General features: G+C 71.7%; 11 protein-coding genes. 6 read left to right on the top strand and 5 right to left on the bottom strand.

Going from position 1 to position 15,991, the window contains the following annotated elements:
* Positions 1-3: 3 nt before the first annotated feature.
* Positions 4-699: a TetR/AcrR family transcriptional regulator gene (locus tag APR04_RS23860; protein ID WP_253875179.1), complete on the bottom strand. Its 696-nt coding sequence runs from the start codon at positions 697-699 to the stop codon at positions 4-6.
* Positions 700-822: 123 nt separating this feature from the next.
* Here APR04_RS23860 and APR04_RS23855 point away from each other — a divergent pair, with 123 nt between their 5' ends.
* Positions 823-3,681 carry an MMPL family transporter gene (locus tag APR04_RS23855; protein ID WP_253875177.1) on the top strand — a complete coding sequence of 953 codons (2,859 nt, stop codon included), beginning with the start codon at positions 823-825 and terminating at the stop codon, positions 3,679-3,681.
* Positions 3,678-5,930, top strand: coding sequence for a YhgE/Pip domain-containing protein (locus tag APR04_RS23850; RefSeq protein WP_253875175.1), 2,253 nt, complete (start codon positions 3,678-3,680; stop codon positions 5,928-5,930). Before APR04_RS23855 ends, APR04_RS23850 begins: the two co-directional genes overlap by 4 nt.
* Before the next feature lie 140 nt (positions 5,931-6,070).
* On the opposite strand, the gene APR04_RS23845 is transcribed toward APR04_RS23850, so the two are convergent.
* From APR04_RS23845 to purB, 3 genes are all read right to left on the bottom strand, one after another.
* A complete protein-coding gene (locus APR04_RS23845; protein ID WP_253875173.1) occupies positions 6,071-6,436 on the bottom strand; it encodes a serine/threonine protein phosphatase in 366 nt (121 codons plus the stop codon).
* A gap of 102 nt (positions 6,437-6,538) precedes the next feature.
* Positions 6,539-7,918 carry a M20 family metallopeptidase gene (locus APR04_RS23840; RefSeq protein WP_253875171.1) on the bottom strand — a complete coding sequence of 460 codons (1,380 nt, stop codon included), beginning with the start codon at positions 7,916-7,918 and terminating at the stop codon, positions 6,539-6,541.
* A 20-nt stretch (positions 7,919-7,938) separates the two neighbouring features.
* Entirely contained in the window at positions 7,939-9,438 is a 1,500-nt protein-coding gene (gene purB / locus APR04_RS23835) for an adenylosuccinate lyase (RefSeq protein ID WP_253875307.1), read from the bottom strand.
* A gap of 114 nt (positions 9,439-9,552) precedes the next feature.
* Here purB and APR04_RS23830 point away from each other — a divergent pair, with 114 nt between their 5' ends.
* The 3 genes from APR04_RS23830 to APR04_RS23820 all read left to right on the top strand — a co-directional run bounded on the left by APR04_RS23830 (position 9,553) and on the right by APR04_RS23820 (position 14,171).
* Positions 9,553-12,054 (top strand): amylo-alpha-1,6-glucosidase, encoded by a 2,502-nt coding sequence (locus APR04_RS23830; protein ID WP_253875169.1) that lies wholly within the window; start codon positions 9,553-9,555, stop codon positions 12,052-12,054.
* A 264-nt stretch (positions 12,055-12,318) separates the two neighbouring features.
* Positions 12,319-12,645, top strand: a complete 327-nt coding sequence (locus tag APR04_RS23825; protein ID WP_253875167.1) for a hypothetical protein — start codon at positions 12,319-12,321, stop codon at positions 12,643-12,645.
* Positions 12,639-14,171 (top strand): lipase family protein, encoded by a 1,533-nt coding sequence (locus APR04_RS23820; protein ID WP_253875165.1) that lies wholly within the window; start codon positions 12,639-12,641, stop codon positions 14,169-14,171. The genes APR04_RS23825 and APR04_RS23820 overlap by 7 nt, the downstream gene beginning before the upstream one ends.
* A gap of 23 nt (positions 14,172-14,194) precedes the next feature.
* Here the strand turns inward: APR04_RS23820 and APR04_RS23815 are convergent, their stop codons facing one another.
* A complete protein-coding gene (locus APR04_RS23815; RefSeq protein ID WP_253875163.1) occupies positions 14,195-14,602 on the bottom strand; it encodes a phage holin family protein in 408 nt (135 codons plus the stop codon).
* Positions 14,603-14,616: 14 nt separating this feature from the next.
* Here APR04_RS23815 and hisC point away from each other — a divergent pair, with 14 nt between their 5' ends.
* Entirely contained in the window at positions 14,617-15,705 is a 1,089-nt protein-coding gene (gene hisC / locus APR04_RS23810) for a histidinol-phosphate transaminase (protein WP_253875161.1), read from the top strand.
* Positions 15,706-15,991: the final 286 nt, after the last annotated feature.

Here is a 15,991-nt window from a genome sequence, read left to right as displayed (position 1 = left end):
GGCTCAGTCGGCGGTCGTCACCAGGAGGTTGACGAGCTCGCTCAGGACGGCGGTGTCGGGTGCGGCATCGCCGTCCTCGGCCGTCGGGCGTGCGACCACGGCGGCCCGGGCGGACGACTCGTAGATGCTGAGCAGGAGATCGACCGCCGTCCGCTGATCGACGGTGAACCGCAGGCCCAGGTCGGCGAGGATCCGCTCGATAGCGGCCCCGACCTCGGTGCGGAGCATCTCCTCCTGCGCCAGGAACGGCCGCCCGACGGCAGGGTCGCGCATCGCGAGCAGCTCCAGCTCCGCGCGCATCAGCGACCACTGCCGCGCGTCCCCCGGGTCGGTCACCACCACCGAGAGGATGGTGCGGATCGCGTCCTGGTCCACGCAGCCGCCCCGGACGATGTCCGGCTCGAGCTCCTTGCCGATCGACTCCAGCGAGGCGAGCTGCTGGCGCATCGCCCGTTCGGCGAGCGCGAGGAACAGCTCCTCCTTGCTGCTGAAGTTCGAGTAGAAGGCACCGCGGGTGAACCCGGCGGCCTCGCAGACAGCCTCGATGGAGGCGCCGCGGATGCCGTGGTTCGCGAAGACGGTGAAGGCGGCGTCGAGCAGGCGCTCGCGGGTTCGTTCACGTCGGGGGGTCAGCGCCGTGGCGAGCGCACGTTCGACGGACGACCCGGAGCCGACGTCGGTGGTGGGCTCAGAGGTCACGGCAACTCCTTGGGGTGTCAAGGGGCCAGTCTATCAATACGCCCGTGTATTGGATGCACTCGTGTATCGGATACAGTGGTGCATCGACCAGCCCGTCGTTCCCCGCCACGTCCAGGAGCCTGCGTGTCCTCCGTTCTCTATTCACTCGGCCGCTGGGCCGTCCGTGCCCGTCGGCTCGTCGTAGCCGGATGTGTCGTGGTGCTCGTCCTCGTGGGCGGTGCGGCCGGCCTGCTGCAACAAGGCCTCAGCAACGAGGTAACCATTCCCGGCACGGAGTCCCAGGAGGCACTCGACCGCCTGGCAACGACATTCCCGCAGGTCAGTGGCGCCTCTGCCCAGGTGATCGTGGTCGCGCCCGAGGGTGAGTCCATCGAGGACGAGCCCATGCGCTCGGCCATCACCGACGGCGTCGAGGCCATCGGCGACGTCTCGCAGGTCGCCGCGGTCACCTCGCCCTTCGACGAGCTGATGCCGGCTTCGGTGTCCGACGACGAGCGCGCGACGCTCCTCACGATCCAGCTCGACGGCGACCAGGGGTCCGTCACTGACGCGACCAAGGACGCGCTGGGCGAAGAGGCGGACGCGCTCGCGCGGGCTCTGCCCGATGGTGCGGAAGCGCAGCTGGGTGGCCAGCTCTTCTCGTCGGAGCTCCCCGAGATGACGCTCACCGAGGGCATCGGCCTGCTGGTTGCGCTCGTGGTGCTGGTCCTGACACTCGGCTCGCTCGTGGGTGCCGGCCTGCCGCTGCTCAATGCGCTGCTCAGCGTCGGAGCGTCGATGGGGCTCCTGTTCGCGGCCACCGCGCTCGGTCCGATCAACTCGACGACCCCGTTGCTGGCGGTGATGCTCGGCCTGGCGGTCGGTATCGACTACGCCCTGTTCATCGTGTCCAGGCACCGAGAGCAGCTCGCCAAGGGGCTCGCGGTCGACGAGTCGATCGCGCGGGCGACCGGGACGGCCGGTTCCGCGGTCGTGTTCGCAGGTCTCACCGTGATGATCGCGTTGGTCGGCCTGGGCGTGGCGGGCATTCCGTTCCTCACCACCATGGGCGTGGCGGCGGCGGTGACGGTGGGTATCACCGTGCTGGTGTCGCTCACGCTGCTGCCGGCGCTGCTCGGGTTCGCGGGGGAGCGGCTGCGGCCCAAGCCTTCGCGGCGGGCCCGGCGCACGGCCGCCAGGACGGCCAGCGCCGCCAGGGCTGCTGCCACGTCCTCCGAGGCGACCCGTCCGCGTGCGCTGCAGCCCGCGGACGGGGCGGACACCGCCACGACGCTGCCCGAGCAGAAGCCGAACCGGTTCTTCACCGGCTGGATCCGGGCCGTGACCAAGATTCCGGCGCTGACCGTCGCGCTGGTCGTCGTCGCCATGGGGGCGCTGAGCTACCCCGCCCTGGACCTTCGTCTCGCTCTCCCGGACGCGGGCGTGATGGCCGAGGACGAACCGGCACGCGTCACGTACGACCTGGTCTCGGAGCACTTCGGTGACGGCTTCAACGGCCCGCTGATCGTGACCGGTTCCATCGTGACCAGCACCGACCCGGTCGCGCTCATGAACGAGATCGGGGAAGAGATCGACGGCATGCCGGGTGTCGCGGACGTGCCGCTCTCGACTCCGAACGAGACGGCGGACACCGGCATCATCCAGGTGATCCCCGAGGGCGGCCCGACGTCCGCCCAGACGGAGGACCTGGTGCGCGAGATCCGCGCGCAGCACGACCACTTCCTCGACGAGTACGGCGTGGACCTCTCCGTCACCGGTTTCACGGCCGTCGGCATCGATGTCTCGGACCAGCTCGGCGACGCGCTGCTGCCGTTCGCCCTCGTCGTGGTGGGCCTGTCGCTGATCCTGCTGACCATGGTGTTCCGCTCGATCGCGGTGCCGATCAAGGCGACGGTGGGCTACCTGTTCTCCGTCGGCGCGGCCTTCGGCGTGGTCTCGCTCGTGTTCGAGCACGGCGTCTTCGCTGAGGCGCTCAACGTGTCCCGCACCGGTCCGGTCATCAGCTTCATGCCGATCGTGCTCATGGGCATCCTGTTCGGGCTCGCCATGGACTACCAGGTCTTCCTCGTGTCCCGCATGCGCGAGGACTACGTGCACGGCGGCAGTGCCAAGCACGCCATCACCACCGGATTCCAAGGCTCGGCCAAGGTCGTCACGGCCGCGGCGATCATCATGATCGCGGTCTTCGTGGCGTTCGTGCCGCACGGCGACATGAACCTGAAGCCGATCGCGCTCGGCCTTGCCGTCGGTGTGGCCGTGGACGCGTTCATCGTCCGCATGATCTTTGTCCCGGCGGTGCTCGCGCTGCTGGGTGAGAAGGCCTGGTACATGCCGAAGTGGCTCGACAGGCTGCTGCCCTCGTTCGACGTCGAGGGTGAGGGGCTGGCCCGCGAGCTGTCGCTCAGGGACTGGCCGGAGCCCGGTGCGACCGACGCGGTGGCCACCGGCGACCTCGAGGTGCGCGGCCGGTCCGGCCTCATCGTCGGTCCGGTGAGCGTCCGGGTCCCTGACGGCGGCACGCTGCTCGTGCGCGGTGACGCTACTGCGCCGGTCAGCGCGTTCCTGCTGGCCGTCGCCGGCCGGCTCAAGCCGTCCGGAGGTGTCGCGAAGACGGCGGGCCTGGTACTGCCCGAACGCGCGTCGGCAGTGCGGCACGAGGTCGCGGTCGTGGATGCGGCGGCCGAGGGCGGGCATCCCGCCGAGGCGGTCCGCCGGGCCCTGCGCGACAAGCCACGCGTCCTCGTCGTGGACGCCACCGAGACGGTGGGCGACCTGACTGCGCGCGCCGAGCTGGCACAGGCGGTGGCCGGTGCGCAGCACGCCGGTGTCGCGGTGCTGCTCGGCTCGACGGGCTCCGCGGCGACCGACCTGGCGCCGTCCGGGACCCCGGTGCTCGACGTCGGCCCGGCCGCTCGCGCCGAACGCCGCAGTACAGAACTTGACCACCCAGCGAACGTGACCGAGCAGGAGGTGCGGGCATGAGCACCGCAACAAGATGGCTGCGGCCCGAGCCGTTTCGCAACCCATGGCGCGCCGTGGCGGTGGCGCTTCTTCCGCTGATGATCCTGGGGCTGCTGATCTCCGCCCTGTGGAACCCGCAGGACCGGCTCGACACCGTCAAGGCGGCGATCGTCAACCTCGACGAGCCGGTCAAGGTCGGCGGCCAGACCGTTCCGCTCGGCCGTCAGCTCGCCGCAGGCCTGGTGAGCGGCGGCGAGACGGCGGACGCCGAGGCGGGCGAGGCTGCGGCGGTGCCCGCGTCCGACGCGAGCTACGACTGGCAGATCACCGACGAGGCGGGTGCGGCCGACGGCCTCGCCGACGGTACGTACGCCGCAGTCGTCACCATCCCCGAGGGCTTCTCCGCCGCTGCGACCTCGTTCGGCGGCGACGACCCGGCGAAGGCGCGGCAGGCCACCATCGACGTCGCGACGCCGGCCAACGGCCGTGTGCTCGACGACGCCCTCGCGCAGGTGGTGGCACAGACCGCTACCGGCGTGCTCGGCAGCACCCTGACCGAGACCTACGTGGACAACGTCCTCGTCGGCTTCTCCACCCTCTCGGAGGAGCTGGGCAAGGCCGCCGACGGCGCGGACCAGCTCGCCGACGGGGCGACGGAGGCAGGCAAGGGTGCCGAGGAGCTGGCCGACGGGGCCCACCAGACCTCTGCCGGCGTGGCCGGTGTGGGCGACGGCGTGTCGAGTCTCGCCGGCGGTGCCGGCGAATGGGCCTCCGGTGCGGGCCAGTGGGCTGCGGGTGCTGACCAGGCCGCAGCGGGTGTTGGCCGGCTGGCCGACGGAGCGGGGCAGTCGGCAGCGGGTGCCGCCGACCTGGCGTCGGGCGCTGATGAGCTCGCGACCGGTACGGCGGGGATCGCCGACGGCGTGAAGGGCCTGGCAGGCGGTCTCGCGGAGACGTCGGCCTCGCTGGAGGGCACCCGCGAGACCCCTGGGCCAGCGGCGGCCGCTACGCAGCTCGCGACCGGCGCTGCCGGGGTGTCGGACGGGGTTGCCCAGCTGGTCGCGCAGCTCAAGGACACCTGTTCAGCGCTCGGTCCGGTCGCGCCTCCGGACATGTGCGGGCCCGAACAGATCCAGCAGCTGGAACAGCTGCAGGCCGGCGCGGCGCGGGTCGCGGGCGGGACTTCGGGGCTCGCCGGAACACCGGGTGCTGAGCCGACCGGTCTCTACGGGCTGCAGGCCGGGATCGCTGGTCTCGCCCAGGGTGCGAACGAGCTTTCGGGGGGTGCGGAGCAGGTGTCGGGCGGCGTTTCGGAGCTGGCCGACGGAGCACACCAGCTCTCGGGCGGGCTCGCGGAGCTGCAGACCGGTGCTGACCAGGCTGCGGCAGGCGTGTCCGAGCTGTCCACCGGCGCACGCGAGCTGTCCGGCGGAGCCGGCGGCATCGCGTCCGGTGCCACCGAGATTGCCAGCGGCGTCGGTGAGCTGGAGACCGGCACCAGCCAGATCGCTACCGGCGTGGACGGCCTGGCCGACGGCGTCGGCGAGCTGGCCGGCGGTGCGGAGGACCTCTCGGACGGCCTGGGGCAGGCCACCGAGGAGATCCCGTCGTACACGGAGCAGGAGCGTAAGTCGCTCGCTTCCGTGGCGGCCGACCCGGTCGCCACCGATGGTGCGGTCACCGACCTGGACACCGGCGCGACGGGCCCGATGTTCGCGGTCCTGGCGCTCTGGCTCGGTGCGCTCGCCCTGATGATCGTGTTCACTCCCGTCCCGCTGCACGCCCGCGGTTCGACCAGGGGAGCCCTGCGGCTCACGCTCGAGACGCTCGCGATCCCCGCGGTGGTCGGTCTGGTCACCGGCCTCGGGACCGGTGCGGTGCTGGCCGGTATCGAAGACCTCGACCTCGGCGGATGGATCGCGACCATGGGCTTCGGAGCACTGGTCTCGGTCGCCTTCGTGGCGGTCAACCAGGCGCTGGCCGCCGCGTTCGGCCATGTCGGCCGCGGGATCAGCCTGCTGATCGCGGTGCTCGTCATCGCGACGGGCGTGGTGTCGACGGTGCCGGCCCTGCTCGAGGGCCTCGCGGCGTTCCTGCCGGTCGGCGCGGGCCTCGATGGCCTAGTGGGTCTCATCGAGCCGGGCGTGGGTGGTGTGGGGATGGCGATCGCCGCGGCCGTCCTGTGGTGCCTGGCCGGGCTCGCCGTGACGACGGCCATGGTGGCGCGACGGCGCACGGTCCGGGTCCGGGAGCTGCTCCGGACGGCCTGATCCGCTCTGTGGTCCCAGGCGCGGATGAGATCGGCCCGTTGCCCTGAGATCGGTCCATCAGGAGACCGATCTCAGGGCAACGGGCCGAAGTCGTAGGGCCCGGTCCGTCGTCCGGCCGGGCTCTCGTCACCTCACCGGCGTCAGACCTGGCGCAGGCGGCCCGCCGTGTCCGGCCAGGGGACGAGCACCCGCTTCGTGGGGGCCAGCGACTTGGACAGGAACGCGTCGCGCAGCACGATGCCGTCGGGCGCGAGCTCGATGACCGCCAGCTCAGGACCCGCGCCGTCGAGCACCCAGTGCTCCGCCAGCTCACGCAGACCGCGTTCGAGCACCAGTTCTTCGGCCACGTGATAGTCGTGCGCATCGCCGACGGCATGGCCGAGGCGGTTGCGCGGGATCACGTCGGCGTAGTCGGCGGTCAGCGGCTCGAGGTAGCCAACGGTCTCGCCGTCCTCGCGCGTGACGGCGAGCCAGGTGTCGATGGGGGCGGTCTCCGGCGTCGTCATGGCCTGACCATAGGGCCGACCGCTGCGGGCGGGCCTCCTGTTTTTGACCATGTACCTGCTGCCAGTTCGGGCCGGAAGCTGGCAGCAGATGCATCGGCGGCGTCAGTCGAAGTACGCCGGCACGTCGACGGCGCCGCCCTCCTCGGCGAACTCCGCGTGGACGGCGGCGCGCAGGTCGGGGTCGTACAGGTAGTCCAGGGCCGTCGACGCGAGCCCGGCCGCGCTGTCGACGGCAGCGGCCACGGCCGCCGGGGTCGCCGCGGCGGCCGCGAACTCAGCGGTGTGCAGCGCGACGTCCGGGTCCGAGACCCGTACGAGCGGGTGGATGCCGGGGATGCGGAACGAGAAGTTGCCGAAGTCGGTGGACGCCGCGAGAGTCTCCGACAGCACGCCGGCAGGCAGGGGGTCGCGCCCACGACGGCGCTGGGCCGCCACCCAGCGGTCGGTGAGCACCCGGTTGCCGCGCACCGGCAGGCTCGGGTGGGCGCCGTCGTCCCAGGTGATCTCGACGTCGGTGCCGGTCATGCGGGCCGCGCCGTGCGCGATGTCGTCGAGGCGACGCGACAGGTCACGCAGGGTGTCCACGTACTTGGACCGCGCGTACAGGTGCACGACGGCTCGCTCGGTGATGATGCTCGGCCGCGTGCCGCCCTCCGCGATCGTGGCGTGCACCCGGTCCACCGGCGGCATCTGCTGCCGCAGCAGGCCGATGCCCTGATAGGCCAGGCTGGCGGCGTCGAGCGCGTTGCGGCCCATGTACGGCTGGGCTGAGGCGTGCGCGGGGCGCCCGGTGAACGTCCAGGTCAGGAGTCGACGACCGAGCCAGACCTGGTCGGCGACGTCGAGCCCGTACGGGTGCATCATGATCGCCGCATCGATGCCCTCGAGCGCTCCGTTGCGGGCGAGGACCTCCTTGCCGCTGTGGCCCTCCTCAGCGGGAGTGCCGAGCAGCACCACGCGGCCGGCCGGGGCGTCGGCGGAGGCCATGACCTCGCGCAGGGCGAGGAAGGCGCCGACCCCCGACGCCGCGATGACGTTGTGGCCGCAGGCATGCCCGATCCCGGGCAGCGCGTCGTACTCGGCGCAGATGGCGATGGTGGGACCAGCGGGGTCGCCCGCCTCGGCCCGGAACGCCGTCGGTACCCCGTGGACACCGGCCTCCGCCTCGACGCCGTGCCGGGCCAGCACCTCGACCAGCGTCGCCACGCTCCGGTGCTCCTCGAAAGCCGGCTCGGGGTGCTCGTGCAGCCGCCGGACGATCTCCGCGAGCTCCGGCTCGAGCAGCCCGGCCGCCTTCTCGACCGCGGCGACCACGGCGGCGGGCGCGCCGCCGTCGGGCAGAGCCGTTCCAGGGTGACCGATGTCGCCCGGCCCACCCGCGGAGGTCGCGCCGGCCAGCGACTCCCGCCGGCCGGCGGTCTCGGCGACGAGGTGGTCGAGGTATGCGGTGCTTGGCGGGGTGACGCGGCTCATACGGTCCATCGTATGGAGGCCGTGCCGAGTCAGGCTTCCAGGTAGTCCTTCACCAGCTGCTCCGCCAGCCCCGTGTACGTGTCCGGGGTCAGGGCGGCGAGGCGGGCTGCGACGTCGTCGGGCAGGCCGAGGCCGGCCACGAACTCGCGCATGCGCACGCCGTCCACGCGCTGGCCGCGCGTGAGGTCCTTGAGGCGCTCGTAGGGGTTCTCCATGCCGGGCACGCCCGCGACCGAGGCCGCGCGCATCGCGGACTGGACGGGCTCGCCCAGCACCTCCCAGTTGGCGTCGAGGTCCTCGCGCAGCAGCGTCTCGTTGACGGCGAGCCGGTCCAGACCGCGCGCCACGTTGTCGATGGCGAGCAGGCTGTGGCCGAACGCCGGGCCGATGTTCCGCTGCGTCGTCGAGTCGGTGAGGTCGCGCTGCAGGCGGCTCGTCACGAGCGTCGCCGAGAGCGTGTCCAGGAGCGAGCACGAGATCTCGAGGTTGGCCTCGGCGTTCTCGAACCGGATGGGGTTCACCTTGTGCGGCATCGTGGAGGAGCCGGTGGCCCCCTCGACCGGGATCTGCGTGAAGAAGCCGAGCGAGATGTAGGTCCACACGTCGGTCGCGAGGTTGTGCAGGATCCGGTTGAAGCGGGCGACGTCGGCGTAGACCTCGGCCTGCCAGTCGTGCGACTCGATCTGCGTGGTCAGCGGGTTCCAGTCCAGCCCGAGACCCTCGACGAACGCCTTTGACACGGCGGGCCAGTCGGCCCCGGGGACCGCGACCGTGTGCGCGCCGTAGGTGCCGGTGGCGCCGTTCAGCTTGCCCAGGAACTCGGCGCCCTCGATGCGCCGCAGCTGCCGGCGCAGGCGGTGCGCGAGCACGGCGAGCTCCTTGCCCAGCGTGGTCGGCGTCGCGGGCTGGCCGTGCGTGCGGCTGAGCAACGGCACCGCAGCGTGCTCGCGCGCCATGCCCGCGAGCTGGTCGACGACGGCGGTCGCGGCCGGGAGCCACGCGTCCCGGACCGCACCCCGGACCATCAGCGCGTACGACAGGTTGTTGATGTCCTCGCTGGTGCAGGCGAAGTGCACCAGCTCGCTCGCTGCGGGGAGGCTGGTGGTGCCGAGCGCCTCCGGCGATGCGGCGATGCGGCGCTTGATGAAGTACTCGACCGCCTTGACGTCGTGCACCGTCTCACGCTCGATCTCGGCCAGCTCGGCGATCTCGTCCGCGCCGAACGCCGCGGGGATCGCGCGGAGGTAGTCGATCTCCCGCGACGACAGCGTGGGGGCGCCGGGGACCACGGGCGACGGGCTGCCTGACGTGCCGTTGCACAGCGTGATCAGCCACTCCACCTCGACGTGGATGCGCTCGCGGTTCAGTGCGGCCTCGCTCAGGTGGTCCACGAGCGGGGCGACGGCCTTGCGGTACCGGCCGTCGAGCGGCCCGAGCGCGATGGCCGGGCTCACCTCCGCCAGCGTGACGCGGGTGACAGGGCTGGCAGGGCTGGCGGCGGGCGCGGTCGTCTCAGGCACGTGCTCCAGTCTCCCACGCCGTCCTGGCCGTGCCGCAGCGGAGAACTGTTGTCATGTGATACATGTTACGTTACGCTCGTCCCGTCACATTGTTAGCGCTCACATCAATGGGAGGAACAACAGATGACAGATCACAACGGCGTGATCCGGTTCGTGCGCCGAGGTCCACTCCTTGTCGGTGCCGCGTTGGCGACATCGGCGTCGCTGACACTCTCGGCAGGTGCCCAGGGCGCCATCCCCGAGACGACGGACGGTACGGGTGGGCTCGAGCGCCCGTTCGCCATGCCGGGCTACACGGAGCGCGACGACAACGGCGCGCTGTTCGTCGGGGAGGGCGAGAGCAGGTTCACCATGCGGGTGAACCTGCTGACGAGCGGCGGCCGCCTCGTCCGGGAGAACCAGGGGCTGATCCCGTACGTCGCGGACGTCGGCCCGGCGACCGTCGACGGTTCCTACTACGAGGTCGAGGTCGGCAGCGACGACCGGAAGATCACCCCCGAGCAGCTCGGGGCCCTGCGGGAGATCCTCGACCGCCCCGACGACTGGTCCGCCGACCAGGTGGCTGAGGCGCGCGAGCTGCTCCCGGTGATGGAGGAGCGCTACGAACAGACGCAGCGCGACATGCAGACGATCCGGATCCGGTTCGCGCGCACGGCACCCAACGTCCTGGTGGGCGCGGTGACGGCGTCGGCCGACGACACGACGGTCTTCCTTGAGGCCGCGCCGCCGTGGGACGAGCCAGGGACCTACCAGGTCACGGACCAGGGGATCCGTGCGAGCGGCGCCGGCGTGGAGGATCCGGAGGAGACCGGTCACTTCGCGCTCACCCCGAGCGTGCGGCCGGACAGCGGCGCGTCGTACGCGTCGGAGGACGACCTGGTCGCGGCGATGGAAGGCGAGCAGGGAGCCCCTGGCCAGGCGGCCGCCGCCCTGCGCTACACGCTGGACGCGAACGAGACCGTGACGTTCACGTCGACCGTGTCCGGAGCCCCGGTGGAGGCCGGGTCCGCCGAGAGCGGCGAGCGCGAGATCCTCGCGATCCTCGACCGCGCGGAGGCGCGCGCGGACGCGGGCACCCTCAGCGGTGAGGGACCGGCAGGCAGGGCGGCGACGGTGATGCGCTCCGCCATCGCCCTCAACGCCAACTACGACGAGACGTTCCAGCGGAGCTTCCTCGTCTGGGGCTGGGGTCGTGGTGGCGCCGAGAACGACACCATCTTCACCGGCTGGGACTCGGCGTGGGACGCCATCATCGCGCTCACGGTCGATCCAGGGCTGGCCCGTGAGCACGAGCGGGACCTGTTCGACGCCGGCGGGCCCCGCTACGACCAGCTCCACTCCGGACCGATGCACGCGTACGCGGTCAAGCGGATCCATGCGGCGACCGGGGACCGGGAGCTCGTCGAGCAGGCCTACCCCGCCCTCGTGGACTTCTTCGACAAGCTGCCCGAGTGGGACGTGAACGGTGACGGGCTCCTCGAAGCTCCGTACGATGCCGACGCGAGCAAGGTCGGGAACCACCTTGGACTCGACGACCTACCGGTCTACCAGGCCGCCAACCGCATCCCGAAGAACGGCGGGAGCGGCGACGAGCGCGACAACACCGACCTCACCGACGTAGCGCTGACTTCCTACTACGCGCTCATGGCGGAGTCGCTGGCCGAGCTCGCCGACGTGCTCGACCGGCCGGCGGACGAAGAGCGCTTCCGCGCGGTCCTCGGCACGGTGAAGGAAGTCGTCAACGAGAGGCTGTGGAACGACGAGGAGGGTATGTACCTCGACCGGCACCTCGACGGGACCTGGGGCAAGGTCGTCACGCCCACGGTCTTCTACCCGCTCTTCGGCGGAGTGGCGACGCCGGAGCGGGCACAGCGGACCGTCGAGGAGAACCTGCTCGACCCGGAGAAGTTCGGCGGCGAGTACGGCATCCCGAGCATCAGCCGGTCCGACCCCGAGTACTGCGCGAACGGCCTGGACCGTCCGAACGACTCGCAGCACTACCGGTACTACCTCGCGTGGGGCGACGAGAACTCCTGCGAGCAGTGGCGCGGTGCGGTGTGGCCGCCGATGAACGCGACCGTGTACGACGGCGTCAAGCGGTACGGGCTCGACGCCGCCGCGGGTGAGCTCGCGTCGAAGAGCACGCGGATGTGGCTCGACAGCTGGGACAAGAACAGCTGGTTCCCCGAGTACTTCGATCCCGAGCCGGGCCAGGTGATCAGCGCGTCGGCGGTCGACAGCGCGTGGCGCTACTACACGTGGTCGAACGTGATGCCGTTGATGGCGGTGCACGAGCTGGTCGCGGAGGATCCGTGGGGCGAGCCGGGATCAGTCACGTTCGGGTCGTGGGACCTGTCGGGCCGGAACGCAGTTGACGACGTCCGCGTGCACGGGCACCGGTACGCCGCAACGGTCAGCCCCGAGCGCACCGAGCTGCGACAGGACGGCCGCAGGGTGTTCCAGGCCGTCGGCGGGCGGGTCGTGGTGCGTGACTTCACGTGGTCCGCCGACGGCGCCTGCTTCGAGATCAACGCAGAGGACCAGGTTCGCCTCCAGGTCTTCCCCGAGCGTGGCGCCGCGCACCGGACCACCGTCGAGGCAGGTCGCACCGAGATGTGTCTGTAGCAGGTACCGACGCCCTGCCCCTGCCCCTGGACCGTGGTCCGGGGGCAGGGCATCGGCCGTCGTGCCAGTGCCTCCGTCGCGCGAACGACCCTCCCGACCGCGTTCAGCGGGTGCGAGCCCGACCACACCTCCGATCTCCGGTCACTTGTGAACAGGTGGCTCGGCCGGCCCGACGCGAGGCCCGGCCGCTCCGTAACGTCGGCGGAAGAGCCGACCGGCTCGATGCACGTGGGGGCGGGGAGCGTCGATGTACGGAGCGTGTCCATGAACGACGGGCGGTCACCCGTGCCGGACCACGACAGGTGGGAAGCCGGCCCGACGTCGGCGCTCGCCGAGGCGGTCGGGCTGGTGGAGCAAGCGACCGACCGGATGCGAGCCTCCGGTGACGTCGAATGGGAGGCCAGGGCGGCGGAGCTGTACCGCGCAGCGGTCGCCGAGACGCTGCAGGTACTCGTCCAGGCCGGAGAGCTGCTCGACGCGACGGTGCAGCAGGCGCGCGCGTGCCAGGCGATGAGCTCCGGGCACTCCGACAGGCCGGGGCAGGCACGGAGCGCTGCCGTTCCGTACCCGGACGGTGGCCGGCCGTGGTGAGCCCCCCGGACGCGCCGCTCGCGCCGGTGGACACCGTCACCGTGTATGGCGGGGTGGGCCCGTCGGCCGTCGACCTGGACTCCGTGCGTCGGGCGGCGGCGCTCGCAACCGGTGCCGCCGACGACCTGCGGGCGGCGGCCGTGCGCTGCCTGGGGGTCAGCGGCGACCTCGTCGTGCCCGGAGCGGGTGTCGTCGAGGCGACCTGGCGGCTACCCGTCGAGGCGGTGGCAGAGGCGATGGCCCGTGCTCGCGCGCTCGAAGCCGCTGCTCAGGACGCCGCACGCTGCCTCGTCGCGTCCGCCGAACGGTGCGACCTGCTGGGCTGGCGCCTGCTCCGGGCGGCCGGCCTGTACCTCGAGGCGGAGTCGACGGCGCAGCGGGTCGTCGGTGCGCTGGTTACCGCGGGATCCTTCGGTGTAGGTGCGGCGTTCGGTGGCCTGGGCTGGGCGGGCCTCGCAGGTGCCGGTGTCGTGGGCGGTGCGGCAATGGCGGGGTACGTCGCCGGCGGAGTCCTCTCGGGTGGCGCCTCGTGGGCGGTCACCGGGCAGCTCGGGACCACGGCGACGAGGGGCCTCGCCCCGTTCTCTGACGAGGCCTTCACCGGTCTGGGCAGCGGCGTCGCGCTGGCCCGGCCCGGACTCGCGCAGGGGCGCTCCGGCGTCGGGGGCGGGGCCGGAGCGCTGGCGCACGTGGCCCGTGAGCTGCCGGTGCTCGGGAACGACGACCAGGGGGTGCGGATCACACGGCTCGGCGCCGAGGACTTCGCGGACGGTGCGGTACCGGCGTGGTCCGACACCGGGGCGCGGTCGGTACAGGAGGCACTGGGCCGGATCGACAGCCTCTACCCCGAGCACGGCGGCGCGCCGGCGGGCACTGTGGCGGTCCAGAAGGTGACCGGGTCCGACGGCGCGGTGTCCTGGACGGTGCTGATCCCCGGTACCCAGTCGGCGTTCCCGGCGGAGCACCCCTTGGACGGTCGGACCGACGTCGAGCTCGTAGCGGGCCAGCCGGACGGCGCGACCGCTGCTGTCGAGCGTGCGCTCGCGGACTCCAGCGTCGGGCCTGGTGAGCCGGTCACCTTCGTCGGGCACAGCCTGGGCGGGATCGCCGCGGCCGCTCTGGTGTCCCGGGCGGGCTTCGCGGAGCGCTACCGGGTCGGCGGGCTCGTCACCGCTGGGTCACCGACTGGTTCGCTCGCCACACCGACCGGTGTCCCGGTGCTGCACCTGGAGACGCCGGAGGAGATCGTCTCGCACGCCGACGGCCGGTCCGCGTCGGAGAACCCCCGCACGCCGGACCGGGTGACGGTGGTCCGGTCGCTGCGGGACTCGACCTCCGCTGCCGACCGCGCGGCGTCGGGCAGCGTGGTGCAGGCGCACGCCGTCACCACGCACGTGCGCACGCTCGACCTCGCGATAGGTCTCGGCGACCCCCGGGTCACCGAGGTGACAGACCGGATCGGCCCGCGGCTGGACGGAGAGGCGGTGAGCACCACGTTCTATCGCGCAGAGCGGGCCGGCACCTGACCTTGTTCGGTCCGTGCCTCCGGTCAGTCCGAGATCCTCTTGGGCAGGATCGCCAGCAGGATGGTCTGCACCACCGAGATCACGAGCGCCGCGAGTACGAACCACCAGAAGCCGCCGGTCACCTCGAGGCCCCAGTTGGGCTGGTCCGAGAACCAGGACTGGTTGGTGATGAGCGTCGTTATCCACAGCATGAGCGTGTTCACCAGCAACGACACGAGGCCGAGCGTGAGGATGTAGAGCGGGAGCGAGATGAGCTGGACGATCGGCTTCACGATCATGTGGACCAGGCCGTAGACGACCGCGACCACCACGGCAGCGAGGATCGTGCCGAGGGTGGTGCCGTCGCTGACGACGTCCATGTGGGAGCCGAGGATCAGGGCTGACAGCCCGATCGCGAGTGCGGTGATGAGGATGCGCGCCACGAGCTTCATCTGGTCATCGTGGCATGCTGACCCTCGTGGATGACGCATTCGTACCGCTCCGGCCTGCCGTGTCGGCACTGCCCGCCTACGTACCTGGCGCGCGCGCCGGGTCGAGCGCCCCGGCGTGGAAGCTCTCGTCGAACGAGAACCCCTACGCGCCGCTGCCGTCGGTCCAGGCCGCGATCACGCGTGCCGCGGCCGAGGTCAACCGGTATCCCGACCTCTACGCCGACGAGCTCGTCGGCCGGCTTGCCGCGCACAGCGGTGTGGCAGCCGGGAGCGTGGTGGTCGGCAACGGCTCGGTGGCGCTGCTGTCGCACGTCCTGAGCGCGGTCGTCGACCACGGGGACGAGATCGTGTTCCCGTGGCGCTCGTTCGAGGCCTACCCCATCGCGGCGGCGGTGTCCGGCGGCAGGGCCGTCACCGTGCCGCTCGAGGAGGGCACCGGCCGGCTCGACCTGCCCGCGATGGCGGCGGCGATCACGCCGCGTACCCGTGCGGTGCTGGTCTGTACGCCCAACAACCCGACCGGCCCCGCCGTGCACGTGGGAGAGCTCGAGACGTTCCTGGCCGCGGTGCCGAAGGATGTGCTCGTCGTGCTGGACGAGGCATACCTCGAGTTCGTGCGGGACCCGGAGGCGCCGAACGGTATCGACATGTTCACCCGCCACTCGAACGTGCTGCTGCTGCGCACGCTGTCCAAGGCGCACGGCCTGGCGGGACTCCGCATCGGCTACGCGATCGCCGAGCCACGCCTCACCGCGGGGATCCGCAGCGTGTCCACGCCGTTCGGCGTCTCGATCGTCGCGCAGGCGGCCGCGCTGGCGACGCTGGAACCGGAGGCACAGAGCCAGCTGACGGAGCGCGTCGAGGCGCTGGTCGGCGAGCGCACCCGCGTTGTCGAGAGCCTGCGTGACCAGGGCTGGGTGCTGGCGGAGACCCACGCGAACTTCGTGTGGTTCGACCTGGGCGAGCGGACCATGGATCGCGCCGCCGCGGCGAAGGCGGCCGGCGTCCTGGTGCGCCCGTTCGCCGGTCACGGGATTCGCGTGAGCATCGGTGACCCCGAGGCGAACGACGCGTTCCTGCAGGTCGCTGCGAACTGGCGCTGACACTCCGAGTGGTCGGCAGGACGTCAGGTGATCGGCAGCCAGAGCTGCCGATCACCTGACGTTCTACCGACCACCCAGCTGGCCCACCCGGCCCAGCCCACCCGGCTCCCGGACGCGTCCCGGGCCGAGACGCAGGCGCCGCGCGGTGGGTGTGAAGGGCCGGTCGCCGAGACTCCGTCGCGCGGCTTGGTGGAACCCGACAAACAGTCGCCCGAGAGATTGGGCGACATCGCGGCAGACCAACCTACGGTTCCGTAGCCTACGCTTGCGTAGGCTACGACAGCGT

Origin of the sequence: Promicromonospora umidemergens, from assembly GCF_024171995.1 — a bacterium.
Taxonomy (GTDB): Bacteria; Actinomycetota; Actinomycetes; order Actinomycetales; family Cellulomonadaceae; genus Promicromonospora; species Promicromonospora umidemergens.
Note: the sequence above shows the minus strand (reverse complement) of the source record. Positions and strands in the feature narration are given on the sequence as shown.